At 71.2% G+C, this 13,114-nt stretch carries 8 protein-coding genes; 5 read left to right on the forward strand and 3 right to left on the reverse strand.

Annotated elements, in window-relative coordinates; all coding sequences use genetic code 11:
• Positions 1–70: 70 nt before the first annotated feature.
• From FHG10_RS01105 to FHG10_RS01120, 4 genes are all read left to right on the forward strand, one after another.
• Positions 71–2,611, forward strand: a complete 2,541-nt coding sequence (locus FHG10_RS01105; protein ID WP_152351494.1) for an ATP-dependent DNA ligase — start codon at positions 71–73, stop codon at positions 2,609–2,611.
• 172 nt (positions 2,612–2,783) lie between these two features.
• The gene (locus FHG10_RS01110; protein WP_227487955.1) at positions 2,784–4,349 is read left to right on the forward strand and encodes an amino acid ABC transporter substrate-binding protein/permease; all 1,566 of its coding nucleotides are present in this window, start codon (positions 2,784–2,786) and stop codon (positions 4,347–4,349) included.
• Positions 4,346–5,161, forward strand: coding sequence for an amino acid ABC transporter ATP-binding protein (locus FHG10_RS01115; protein WP_152351495.1), 816 nt, complete (start codon positions 4,346–4,348; stop codon positions 5,159–5,161). Before FHG10_RS01110 ends, FHG10_RS01115 begins: the two co-directional genes overlap by 4 nt.
• Positions 5,162–5,313: 152 nt before the next feature.
• Entirely contained in the window at positions 5,314–6,195 is an 882-nt protein-coding gene (locus FHG10_RS01120) for a Cof-type HAD-IIB family hydrolase (protein ID WP_227487956.1), read from the forward strand.
• Between the two features lie 93 nt (positions 6,196–6,288).
• Here the strand turns inward: FHG10_RS01120 and FHG10_RS01125 are convergent, their stop codons facing one another.
• The 3 genes from FHG10_RS01125 to FHG10_RS01135 form a co-directional block, all read right to left on the reverse strand.
• Positions 6,289–7,830, reverse strand: coding sequence for a sugar porter family MFS transporter (locus FHG10_RS01125; protein ID WP_193636145.1), 1,542 nt, complete (start codon positions 7,828–7,830; stop codon positions 6,289–6,291).
• 146 nt (positions 7,831–7,976) lie between these two features.
• The gene (locus FHG10_RS01130) at positions 7,977–10,493 is read right to left on the reverse strand and encodes an excinuclease ABC subunit UvrA (protein ID WP_152351498.1); all 2,517 of its coding nucleotides are present in this window, start codon (positions 10,491–10,493) and stop codon (positions 7,977–7,979) included.
• A gap of 89 nt (positions 10,494–10,582) precedes the next feature.
• Positions 10,583–12,124 (reverse strand): sodium:solute symporter, encoded by a 1,542-nt coding sequence (locus tag FHG10_RS01135; RefSeq protein WP_152351499.1) that lies wholly within the window; start codon positions 12,122–12,124, stop codon positions 10,583–10,585.
• A 267-nt stretch (positions 12,125–12,391) separates the two neighbouring features.
• On the opposite strand from FHG10_RS01135, the gene FHG10_RS01140 reads away from it, so the two are divergent.
• Positions 12,392–13,114, forward strand: coding sequence for a M50 family metallopeptidase (locus tag FHG10_RS01140; RefSeq protein ID WP_227487957.1), 723 nt, complete (start codon positions 12,392–12,394; stop codon positions 13,112–13,114).

The following is a 13,114-nucleotide window of genomic DNA, read 5'->3' on the forward strand; positions in this document are numbered from 1 at the left end:
GAGGCCCCCTCGCGCGGCGGCGGCCCGGCTCGCCCGTGACAGGGCGGGTGATCCGCGCAACAGTGGAGCCATGTCGGCACGGGAGCAGAAGTCCGCACGGGAGCAGAAGGTGGAGGTCGAGGGCCGCACGCTGCGGCTCACGCACCTCGACAAGGTCATGTATCCCTCGACCGGGACCACCAAGGGCGAGGTCATCGACTACTACCGGCGTGCCGCCGGGGTGATGGTGCCGCAGGCCGCCCGCAGACCGGCGACGCGGAAGCGATGGGTCGACGGGGTCGGCACCGCTGAGAATCCGGGCAAGGTCTTCTTCCGCAAGGACCTCGAGGACTCCGCGCCCGACTGGGTGCCGCGAGCGGACCTCGAGCACCACGAGGGCATCTCCACCTACCCCCTGGTGGACGAGGCGGCCGTGCTGGTGTGGCTCGCCCAGCTCGCGGCCCTCGAGATCCACACCCCCCAGTGGCGGTTCGACGCCGGGGGCGAGCCGGCCCGTCCCGACCGGCTCGTGCTCGATCTCGATCCGGGAGAGGGCGCCGGTCTCGGCGACTGCGCCCAGGTGGCGCTGTGGTGCCGCGAGCTCCTGGACGAGATGGGGCTCGACTCGTATCCCGTGACGTCCGGCTCGAAGGGGATCCACCTCTACGCCCCGCTGGACGGGACCTCCGCCGCCGACGAGGTCGCCGAGGTGGCGCATCGTCTTGCGCGAGCCCTCGAGGACGAGCACCCCGACCATGTGGTCAGCGACATGAAGAGATCCCTGCGCCGAGGGAAGGTCCTGGTCGACTGGTCGCAGAACAACGGGCACAAGACCACGGTGTGCCCGTACTCCCTGCGCGGCAGGGAGCGTCCCACGGTCGCCGCGCCCCGCACCTGGGACGAGATCGAGGACTCGTCGCTCGCCCAGCTCGGCTTCCAGGAGGTGCTCGCGCGCATCGAGGACGGCACCGATCCCCTCGCGGTGCTCGGCCTCGCGCAGCACGAGACGCCGGCCGGGGGCGGGGCGTCGGCCGACGACGAGGCGTCGGCCGGGGCCGCGAACGATCGACTGCGCACCTACCGCTCCAAGCGCGACGCGCGCCGCACGCCCGAGCCCGTCCCCGACGCGGCAGGGGAAGAGCCGCAGGGGCGGGCCGATGCCGCGCGGCGCGCGCTCGAGGCGGAGGACCCGATGTTCGTGATCCAGGAGCACCACGCCTCGAGCCTGCACTGGGACTTCCGGCTTCAGCACGAGGGGGCGCTCGTCTCCTGGGCCGTCCCCAAGGGGCCTCCGCTCGAGATGGACGTGAACCGGTTGGCGGTGCAGACGGAGGACCATCCGCTCGAGTACGGCACCTTCGAGGGGAGCATCCCGGAGGACGAGTACGGCGGGGGCGAGGTGACCATCTGGGACAGCGGCCTCGTCGAGATCGAGAAGTGGCGCGAGGGGCGCGAGGTCATCGCCGTCTGCCGCGGACGCGAGGACGGAGGGCTCGGAGGCGTGCCGCGCCGCTTCGCGTTCATCCACACGGGAGGCATGGGCCGCGGCGCCAGGACCGCTGCCGCGAAGGAGAAGGCGAAGGCCGACTGGCTCCTGCACCTCATGAAGGACCAGCCCGAGGAGGAATCGGCCGGTGCCCGCGAGGAGACGGACGCCGATGAGCGGATCAGCCCGATGCTCGCGACGCTCGGCGCGCGCGAGGACATCGACGAGGACGACTGGGCCTTCGAGATGAAATGGGACGGTGTGCGCGCGATCGCCACGATCACCCCGGCCGGTGTGCGCCTGACCAGCCGCGGCGGCAAGGACGTCACCGCCGCCTTCCCCGAGGTCGGGGAGCTCGCCGACGCGGTGGGCGGCGCCGGCTCCGGGACGGGACGCATCGTCCTGGACGGTGAGATCGTCGCCCTGGACTCCCACGACCGGCCCTCGTTCTCGCGCCTCCAGCGGCGTCTGGGGCTGACGTCCCGGCGCGACGTGGAGCGGGCGCAGAAGGAGACGGAGGTCCACCTGATGGTCTTCGACCTGCTCGAGGTCGACGGCAGGTCGCTGCTGCGCACGCCCTACAGGGAACGGCGCGAGGCCCTCTTCGCGACCGTCGACCCCACCGCGCACGTGAAGCTCCCGCACGCGGACCATGGGGACGTCGACCACGCGATCGCCGTCTCCCAGGAGCTCCAGCTCGAGGGCGTGATGGCGAAGAAGGAATCGAGCGTCTACCAGCCCGGGCGCCGTGCCCGCACCTGGATCAAGATCAAGAACGCCCATCACCAGGAGGTCGTCGTCGTGGGCTGGCGCGAGGGCCGGGGTGCGCGCGCAGGCGGGATCGGCTCCCTGCTGCTGGCCGTCCCGGACGAGGACGGGAACCTGCACTACGTCGGCCGCGTGGGCACCGGGTTCAGCGAGGACGACCTCGAGCACGCGCGAGAGCGCCTCCGCTCGCGCGCGCGGAAGACGCCGCCGGTGAGCGGCGTCCCGAGCGCCGACGCCCGCGACGCCCACTGGGTGCGCGCCGACCTGGTGGGCGAGGTGCGCCATGCCGAGCGCACCCCCGACGACAGGCTGCGCCAGCCCGTGTGGAGGGGATGGCGTCCCGACAAGTACGCCGCCGAGGTGCGCTGGGAGTCCTGATCCCTCCGAGCGATCCTGCGAAAGGGCCCCTGCGCACGCCTTGCTATGGTGCACGTGCTGTACGACACGTCACGACAACATCGCACGTGCCGCCTTCGTCGGGCTCGCAGCCGTGCGGGCCCCCACGGGGCACCGATGCCCGGGCGGCGCAGCGAGGTCCGAGGAGGAACCGGTGTCGCCCCTTTCCCCGCCCGCCCCAGGCATCCCGCCTGCGTCACCCGAAGCGGCTCCGCCGCGCACCGCGTCGGCGGCCCTCGCGCCTTCGCCCGCCGGAGCCCGGCCCCCCGCGCTGCGCTGGATCGCCCTGCTCGCGGTCCTGCTCATGGCCGCGCTCACCGCCGCGGTGAGCGCGCAGCCCGCCCACGCGGAGCCGAAGGAGAAGTACGTCGTCGGCACCGACACGACGTACGCGCCCTTCGAGTACACCGGCTCCGACGGCGACCTCGAGGGCATCGACATCGACCTGCTCCACGCGATCGCGAAGGACCAGGGGTTCGAGGTCGAGATCCGCCCGCTCGGCTTCGACGCGGCGGTCCAGGCGCTGTCCTCGAACCAGGTCGACGCCGTGATGGCGGGCATGACCATCACGGACGAGCGGAAGGAATCCTTCGACTTCACCGACACCTACTTCGTGGGCGGCGTGCAGTTCGCGGTGCCCGAGAGCAGCGACATCTCCTCCCTCGACCAGCTGAAGGGCGAGACGGTCGCGGTCAAGAACGGCACCACCGGCAAGGACTTCGCCGAGGAGAACAAGGACAAGTACGGGTACACGGTCGACACCTACCAGGAGACCACCGACGTGGTCGACGCGGTGAAGTCCGGGCACGCGGTCGGCTACTTCGACGACTACCCGGTGATCGCCTACGGCATCACCCAGGGATCCGGGTTCAAGCAGGTCGGTGACCCACAGGGCGGCGGCGACTTCGGCGCCGCCGTGAACAAGGGCAAGAACGCGGAGTTCCGCGAGAAGTTCAACGCGGGGCTGAAGAACCTCAAGAAGAGCGGCGAGTACGACACGATCGTCGAGAAGTACGTCGGTGCCCAGGGCAGCGACGGCGGCGGCGAGCAGGCGCAGAAGCCCGACCGCTCCGTGCTCACGGTGATCACGGACTACTGGCCGCAGCTGCTGAACGGCGTCTGGCTCACGTTCCTGTCGACCGTGGTCGCGCTCGTGCTGGCCTTCGTGCTCGGCATCATCTTCGGCTTCGCCCGCCTCGCGCGCTTCGCTCCCTTCCGCTGGGTCGCGACCGCCTATGTGTACGTGTTCCGCGGGACACCGATCCTGGTGCAGGCGTTCTTCGTCTTCTTCGCGATCCCGCAGATGTTCCCGAGCATCCAGATGGGGCCGTTCGTCGCCGGCGCGATCACGCTGACGCTGAACACCGGTGCCTACATGACCGAGATCATCCGCGGCGGCATCCAGGCCGTCGATCCCGGGCAGACGGAGGCCGCGCGCTCGCTGGGACTCGGCCACCGCAAGACCATGCAGAAGGTCGTGCTCCCGCAGGCCTTCCGGATCATGATCCCGACCTTCGTGAACCAGGGCATCATCACGCTGAAGGACACCTCGCTGCTGAGCGTCATCGGGCTCGCAGAGCTCACCTACCAGTCCCGGCAGATCATCGCGACGACCTACATGTCCTCGCAGGTGCTGGTCGTGGTGGCGTTCCTGTACTTCGCGGTGATCACGATCCTCACCCTGCTGTCGCAGCGACTCGAGAGGAAGTACGCGGTATGAGCGAGCAGACGAGTCCGAGCGGGCAGACGGGCGCCCGCGACGGCGCGAGTGCCGGCGGCGCGACGAAGGGCGCGGGCGAGCGTCCCGAGAAGATCGTCGTCGAGGGCCTGCGCAAGAGCTTCGGCGACAACGAGGTGCTCACCGGCATCGACCTCACGGTGAAGGAGCGCGAGGTGGTCGCGATCATCGGCCCCTCGGGGTCGGGCAAGTCCACCTTCCTGCGCTGCCTGAACCGTCTCGAGGACCCCACGGGCGGGTCGATCGTGATCGACGGCGCCGACCTCTCGGGGCGGAAGGTGAAGATCGACGAGGTGCGCCAGAGGATCGGCATGGTCTTCCAGCACTTCAACCTCTTCCCGCACATGACCGTGCTCGAGAACATCACGCTCGCGCCGATCCAGCTGGGCAAGTGCTCCGCGAAGGAGGCCGAGCAGCGCGCCCGCACCCTCCTGGACCGGGTGGGGCTCGCCGAGAAGGCCGACGCCAAGCCGGCCTCGCTCTCCGGCGGGCAGAAGCAGCGCGTCGCGATCGCGCGTGCGCTCGCGATGGAGCCCGAGGTGATGCTCTTCGACGAGGCCACGAGCGCGCTCGACCCCGAGATGGTGGGGGAGGTGCTCCAGGTGATCCGTGACCTCGCGGAGAACGGGATGACCATGATCCTGGTGACCCACGAGATGGGCTTCGCCCGCGAGGTCTCCCACCGCACGATCTTCATGGACGGCGGCGTGATCGTCGAGGCCGGGACGCCCGAGGAGATCTTCGGCGATCCGCAGAGCGAGCGGCTCCAGGACTTCCTGGCCAAGGTGCTCTGAGCCCCGGCGTCCTCCGGCTCCTCGATGTGAGCGCGGCAATGCCCGCAGGGCGTCCGGACCGGCGCCGGGGGACACTGGCGGGGTCCTGTTCTTCCGACGGGCCGACGCCTGCTCGTCGGTCCGTCCTGCCGTCGGCCGATCGGAGCTGCCCCGTGACCGAGTCCCTCACCAGCGCCCCTGCAACCACCTCGCCCGCCCGGCCCTGGTCCGAGATCCAGGACGGCCCCCACGACATCCGCCTCGTCGTCGCCGACATGGACGGCACGCTGCTGACGCCCGAGGGCGAGGTCCCCGGCGACTTCTGGGTGCTGCAGGAGCGCATGCGGGCGGCGGGCATCGAGTTCGTGCCCGCGAGCGGACGCCAGCTCGCGACGCTGCGCGCGACCTTCGGCGCCGAGAACGGCACCGCTCCGGGCCTCGACACCTACGTCGCCGAGAACGGGACGCTCGTCGTCCACGACGGGGAGGTCGTCGCGACCACGACCGTCGACGCGCCGACGGCCGCGCGCGTCATCGCCCGTGTGCGGGAGCTCGTCGCGGGCGGCCTGGACCTCGGTCTCGTGGTCTGCGGGGTCGAGACCGCGTACGTCGAGCGGGACGACGAGGCATTCCTCGCCGAGGCCCGGAAGTACTACCGCCGGCTCGAGATCGTCCCCGACCTCGAGGCCGTGCAGGGCGGGGTCCTCAAGCTCGCGATCCACGACTTCGCCGACGCCGAGGCCACCTCCGCCGAGTTCTCCGACCTGGCCGAGACCCACCAGGTGGTCGTCTCGGGCGCGCACTGGATCGATGTCATGAACCCCGAGGCGGACAAGGGCCGCGGGATCCTCGCGCTCCAGGCGGCGCTCGGGGTCACGGCCGCGCAGACCGCCGTGTTCGGCGACTACCTCAACGATCTCGCCATGTACGACGTCGCCGAGTGGTCGTTCGCGATGGCCAACGCCCATCCGCGCATCACCGCCGCCGCGAGGTACACCGCGCCCAGCAACGCCGAGCACGGCGTGGTGCGCGTGCTCGAGCATCTGCTGGGCTGATCCCGGCGGGGCCGTCGCACCAGCGGGGATGCCTGCTGCCGGCGGCCCCCGCTGGCGGGGAGGCCTGCTCGCGGGGCCGGCCCGTGCCGTGCCTCAGCGCAGCGCGGCCGGCGCCGTCGACGGCTGCGAAGGATCCTCGCGGTTCACGGGGCCCTCGAACAGGAGGATCGACTCGTCGGCCCCCTTGCCGTTGGTCTCCGGCAGGAAGCGGTGCACGAACAGGACGCCCAGCAGGCACAGCACCGCGAAGATGATCATCACCCAGCTGAGGCCCAGGCCGTCGCGCAGCGGCGGGAACGCCACGACCAGCACGAAGTTCGCGAGCCAGTTGACGGCGGCCGCGATCGCGGCGGCGCGCCCGCGCACGGCGGTCGGGAAGATCTCGCCCTGCAGCAGCCAGCCGGTGCCGCCCACGCCGATCGCGAAGCTCGAGATGAACAGCGCGAAGGTGATCATGAGGACCACCAGCTGCGCGGTGCCCGTGAGGGTCGCGTTGCCGATCGCGCCGATCACGAGGAAGACGATCATGAAGCCGAAGCCGCCGATGGAGAGCTTGCGCCGGCCCAGCTTGTCGATCCAGCGGAAGGCGAAGTAGGTCGCCAGCACGTTGACGATCGCGAGCACGCCCGCGGCCATCACGCCGGCGATCTCGGCGTCCACGGGGTTGCCGGCGTCGGTGCCGAAGTACGGGCCCAGCAGCTCGGGACCGTAGTAGAAGGCGACGTTGATGCCGGTGATCTGCTGGAAGACGAAGAACACGCAGACCACGACCAGGGCGCGCCGCACGGCGGGCGTCCACAGGGTCGTGTTCGCCAGGCGGCGCACGCGCTCCTGGACGGCGAGGGCCTCCGCGTGGACCTGCTCGGCGGTGGTCTGGATGTCGAGCTTGCGCATCGCGGTCAGAACGTCGGACTCGCGCCCGCGCTCGAGCAGCCAGCGCGGGGACTCGGGCATCCGGGCGCGCAGCAGCAGCGAGAGGATCGCGGGGATGAAGCCGACGCCCAGCATGATCCGCCAGTCCACGGTCACCGCGGAGTCGGGGAACGCCTTGAGCAGCAGCACGGCGATGACGTACGCGCCGAGGATGCCGATCGTGATCATCCACTGCTGGATGACGGCGAGGGAGCCGCGGCGCTTCTTCGGGGCGAACTCGGCGATGTAGGCGGTCGCGATCGCGGAGTCCGCGCCGATCGCTAGACCGATGATGATGCGGCCGATGATCAGGGTCGTCGCCTCGGGGGCGAGCGCCGAGATGATCGAGCCCAGCGCGAACAGCGCGGAGTCCACGAGCAGCAGGGACTTGCGGCCGAAGCGGTCGGTCAGCGGTCCCGCGAGCAGAGCGCCCACGAAGGAGCCGAGGGAGGCGCCGGCGACGGTGATGCCCGTGCCCCAGGACCCCAGGTCGAAGGGCAGGAACACGAGCGCGGAGCCGATGTTCGAGGAGTCGAAGCCGAAGAGGAACCCGCCGATCGTCGCGAGCACCGCGAGGTACAGGTAGAGGCCCTTGACGTCCCGCGCGTCGAGTGCGGCCAGCACGCCGCCTCCGGGCGGCGCCCCGTCGGGGGTCGAGGCGTGATCGGGGCGTCCGGTGGGATCCGGGACGGGGCCGCTTGCATTCTCCGGTGAATTCGACACGGCCGGGACTGTACTCCTCGATCGGCTCTCCCGTGATGCCAGAGGATCCGATGAGGGCGGGATGTCCGGAATCCGGCGGTCCGCGCGGGTCCGCGAGGGCGCACTCGTTCTCGCGGCGCGACGCGGCGGTCGCTCGGGGAGCCGCGTCAGCCGCCCGTGCCGGCTCCGTGCTCCAGGTGCGAGTGCAGGAAGCGGCCGGTCGCGGTGCCGGGATCCTCGGCCAGCTCCTGCGGGGCGCCGGTCGCGACGATCCTGCCGCCGGCCGCTCCGCCGCCGGGCCCCATGTCGATCACGTGATCGGCGTTGGCGATCATGTCGAGATCGTGCTCGATCACGACCACGGTCGCGCCGTTGCCCACCAGGCGGTCGAGCACGTGCAGCAGCGTGCGCACGTCCAGGGGATGCAGCCCGACGCTGGGCTCGTCGAACACGAAGAGCGCGTCGGCCTGCCCGCGGTCGATGTGCGCCGAGAGCTTGAGACGCTGCGCCTCGCCGCCGGAGAGCGCCGGGGTGTCCTCGCCGAGCGTCAGGTACCCCAGACCCAGGTCGATGAGGGCCTGCAGGCGCCTGCGCACCGCGGGGATGTCGCCCACCGCCTCGATCGCCTCCCGGACCGTGAGGCCCATCAGGTGGGGGAGGGAGACCCCGTCGCGCGGGTAGGACTCCGCCGCCGGCGCGTACCGTGTGCCCTCGCACTCCGGGCAGTCGATGTCGACGTCGGGCAGGAACTGCACGTCCAGGACCACGCGCCCGGTGCCCTCGCAGCGCGGGCAGCGCAGCGACCCCGTGTTGTACGAGAAGTCGCCCGCGCCCAGGCCCGCCTCCTTCGCTGCGGCGGTGCGCGCGAAGGCTCGGCGCAGGTCGTCCAGGACCCCGCTGTAGGTGGCGACGGTCGAGCGGATGTTCACGCCGATCGGGGTCGCATCGATCTGGTGGACGCGACGGATGCCGGCGGCATCCAGCGTGTGCACGTGGCCGGGCAGGCCGGCCCCGCTCGCCGTCGCCGCGCGCAGCGCGGGGACCAGGGACTCGAGCACCATCGTGGTCTTGCCCGAGCCCGAGACCCCGGTGACCGCGGTGAGGCGGCCGAGCGGGATGCGCACCGACAGCGGCTGCACCGTGTGCAGGGCGCTCGTGGTCATGGCGATGGTCCCCCGGGCGAACGTCTCCGCGGGGGACGCCTGCTTGCGGATCACCACGTCGGCGCTGCCGTCGAGGAAGCCGGCGAGGCGGGAGTCCCCGGAGTCGATCACCTGCCGGATGCTCCCGCTCGCGGTGATCTCGCCGCCCTCGCGACCGGAACCCGGCCCGATCTCGATCAGGTGGTCCGCCTCGCGCAGCACCTGCACGTCGTGGTCGACGAGGAGCACGGAGTTGCCGTCCGCCAGCAGGTCCCCGATCAGTGCGAGCAGTCCGTCGATGTTCGAGGGGTGCAGGCCGATGCTGGGCTCGTCGAGCACGTAGAGAACGCCCGTGGTGCGGTTGCGCACCGCCCTGGCCAGTTGGACGCGCTGGCGCTCGCCCGTGGAGAGCGAGGAGCCCGCGCGGTCCAGGGAGAGGTAGCCGAGCCCCAGCTGCACGAGCCGGTCGGCCATGCCCGTGAGCTGGGAGACGAGCTCGCGGGCCATCGGGTGCATGTCGGAGGGCAGCGGGTCGATCACGGTCGGGGCCAATGCCAGGAGGCCGTCGAGGGTGAGGGCGGTGGCGCCGGCGAGGCCGAGCTCGCCGATGCGCGGAGCGCGCGCGGCGGGTGACAGGCGCGTGCCCTCGCAGTCGGGGCAGACTGTCTCCACGAGGAAGCGGCTCACGCGGGACAGGCGCTTCTCCGTGTCGGCGCGGCGCAGCTCCTCGGTGACGGTGAGGCGGGCGTTGCGGAACGTGAAGTCGAGGTCGTGCACGCCCTTCTTCGACGTCACCGTGATGTGCTTCTTCTCCTCGGGGCCGTCCAGCACGATCTCGCGCTCGGCGTCGGTGAGGTCCCGGAAGGGCACGTCCGTGCGCACCCCGAACTCGCGCGCGATGTCCGGCTGGACGTTGAACCCGAACATCTGCCAGGGGGCCACGGCTCCCTCGTCGAGGGACTTCCCGGGATCGGGCACGAGCGCCGCATCGTCGACCTCGCGCACCGTGCCGATGCCCTCGCAGCGAGGGCACGCGCCCTCTGAGTTGAAGGCGAGCGCCTCCGCGCCCGGGGCCTGAACCGCGGCGCCGCAGACCGGACAGGAGAACGGCACCTCGGCGGCGACGTCGATCGTCGGCGGGACGCGATGTCCGTTCGGGCACAGGTGGGAGGCAAGACGCGAGAACATCAGCCGCAGCACGTTGAGCAGCTCGGTCGAGGTCCCGAAGGTCGAGCGCACCCCGGGCACGGCCGGCCGCTGGCGCAGCGCGAGGGCCGCGGGCACGTGGGTCACCGAGTCCACGGCGGCGCGCGGGGCCTGGGACATCCGCCGGCGGGTGTAGGTCGACAGCGCCTCGACGTACCGGCGCGACCCCTCCGCGTAGAGCACGCCGAGGGCGAGCGAGGACTTGCCGGAGCCCGAGACGCCGGCGATCGCGACCAGGGAATCCAGCGGGACGTCGACGTCGACGTCCCGGAGGTTGTGCACGCGCGCGCCGCGCACCTCGATGGTCGTGGGATGGGGGATCCGGTGAGGCGTCACCGGATCACGCTATCGGCCCCGCCGTCGGCGCGGAGGACATCCTTCAGGTCCGTCGGACGCATGGCTGTCGGACACCCTGCGCCCCGATCTCACCTGCTCGCGCTCTCGCTGCGGCGCACGTAGGCGGTCTTCATGCCGAAGATGGTGAGCGGGCGGATGTCGTGCCCGTCGCGGCCGGGACGGATCGCGCGCCACGCGAGCGAGACCAGGTAGCCCACGACGACGGTGCCCACGAAGGCGAAGCACGCCACCATGAACGGCGTCGACCCGGAGTCCTGGACGATCCAGGCGGCGATCGAGCCGACCACGAGACCCGCGATCACACCCACCGTGTTCGCGCGGCGGGTGAAGATGCCCAGCGCGAAGACCGCGGCGATCGGCGTGCCGAACAGCCCCAGGATCGACAGGAACAGGTTCCAGGTCTCCGCCTGGTCGGTGCTCGCCAGGTAGAGCGCCGCGCCCGTGCCGATGACGCCGGCGACGACGATGATCGCGCGGGCGAGGCCGACGGAGGACGCCTTCGCGCCGCGGCCCACCAGGAAGCGGTCCCAGATGTCGACCGTCAGGCACGCGGAGATCGAGTTGAGCGAGGAGGAGAGCGTGGACTGGGCGGCGGCGAAGATGGCCGCCAGGACCACGCCGGAGATCCCGGCCGGCAGCACGTGCACCACGAAGTAGGGGACGATCGCGGACGTGTTCACCGAGTCCGGCAGGGGGCTCGTGTTCTTGAAGTAGCTGTACAGCAGGGTCCCCATGCCGTAGAAGAGCGGGATCGTGATGAGGGAGAGCACGCCGTTGGTCAGCAGCGAGCGCTTCGTCTCCCGAGTGCTCGCTGTGGTCTGGTAGCGCTGGACGACGTCCTGGCTGCCCGTGTACTGGTAGAGGTTCGTGAACACCGAGCCGATGAAGATGATCGGGATCGAGGCGCCGAGCATCCCGCCCAGGTCCCAGTTCTTGCCGGAGATCACCTTGTCGTCGGCGATCGCGTCGCTCGCCACCGTGCCCAGGCCCCCGTCGATCGTGGAGAGTCCGAAGCCGATGATCACGACGGCGCCCAGCAGCAGGATGATCCCCTGGATGACGTCGGCCCAGATCACGCCCTCGATGCCGCCCAGGAAGGTGTAGACGATCGAGAGCAGTCCGACGATGGCCGCCACCAACACCGGATCGATCTCGGTGACCGAGGCGATCGCGAGGGTGGGCAGGTAGATGACGACGGCGATCCGGCCGATGTGGAACAGCACGAACATCAGCGACCCGATCACGCGCATCGCCGGGCTGAAGCGCTCCTCGAGGTAGTCGTAGGCGGTGACCACGTTGAGCTTGCGGAAGAACGGCACGTAGAACGCGATGAGGATCGGCACGATCGCGAAGATCGCGAGGCTGCCCGCGGCGTACGACCAGTCGCCGAGGTACGCCTGCTCGGGCGTGGACATGTAGGTGATCGCCGACAGCGTGGTCGCGTAGATGCTGAAGCCCGCCGCCCAGGCGGGGATCCGCCCCTGGGCCCGGAAGTACGAGTCGGTGCTCGTGGAGGCGCGGCGCGTGAAGTGCACGCCGACGCCCAGCATCGCGAGCAGATAGATGATGATGACGGCCCAGTTCAGAGCACCCAGTCCGGTGGTCTCCACGGAATCCCTCCAGGCTCTCGGGCCCCGCTGGTACGGGGCGATCGACGCTGATCCTGTGCGGCGGGACAGTTGGGTCATCAGACGTCTGATGTCCTGCCGCGGTGGCGACGATAGCGTCCCGGCGGCGCCGGTGCGAGGGACGCCCGGTTCGGGTGACCCGTCTCTCGTCGGCCGGGCCCATCGTCCGGTCTCCGCCTCGGCCCGGTCCGCATCCGGCCCCGTCCGCGCCTCGGCCCGGTCCCAGCTGCGCCTGGGATGCTGGCGGGCGTGGACATCGGCACCGCTCTCTCCGAGGCCCTCTCCGGGGCGTGGCAGCGCAGCCTGCCCGCGACCCCGCCCGAGCAGGGCTGGTGGTCGCTCGCCGCGATCGCCGTGGCCCTCGCGGCCGTCGCTGTCCCGACCGTCTGGCGCTTCGCCCGCCTCGCGGTGACGGTCGTGCACGAGCTCGGGCACGCGGGCGTCGGCATCCTCGTGGGCAGGCGCTTCACCGGTTTCGTGGTCAGCGGGGACATGTCCGGCCACGCGGTGACCGTGGGGCGGCCGACGGGACCAGGCCGCGTGCTCTCCGCCTGGGCCGGGTACCCGATGCCCGCCCTGGTGGGGGCGCTGCTCATCCAGATCGCCTTCGGCGGCTGGGCGCGCACGGCGCTCGCCGTCGCGCTCGTGCTGCTCGTCGTGTCGCTGGTCTTCTCCCGCTCGCTGCACACGGTCGCGACGGTGCTGGTGAGCGCCCTCATCGTGGGCGCCGTGTGGTGGTGGGGCGGGGCGCTCGGACCGGGAGCTCTCGTCCTGGCCCTCGGCGTGCTGCTCCTGCTCGGCGCCTGGCGGCACCTCGGGACCGTGATGACCGGCGGCCGCCGCCAGGACGATCCCCAGCAGCTCGCCCAGCTCACGGGCGTGCCCGCAGGGGCGTGGAACGCCGGATACGTGCTGGTCCTCGCGCTGTGCTCGTGGTGGGCCGGGGCGGTGCTGCTGCGCGCGCTGGGGTGA

Origin of the sequence: Brachybacterium subflavum (assembly GCF_009299795.1) — a bacterium.
In the GTDB taxonomy this organism is placed as follows: domain Bacteria; phylum Actinomycetota; class Actinomycetes; order Actinomycetales; family Dermabacteraceae; genus Brachybacterium; species Brachybacterium subflavum.

Coding starts and splice junctions, on each gene's coding strand:
- FHG10_RS01105 (WP_152351494.1), top strand. CDS start 71: ATGTCGGCACGGGAGCAGAAGTCCGCACGGGAGCAGAAGGTGGAGGTC.
- FHG10_RS01115 (WP_152351495.1), top strand. CDS start 4,346: ATGAGCGAGCAGACGAGTCCGAGCGGGCAGACGGGCGCCCGCGACGGC.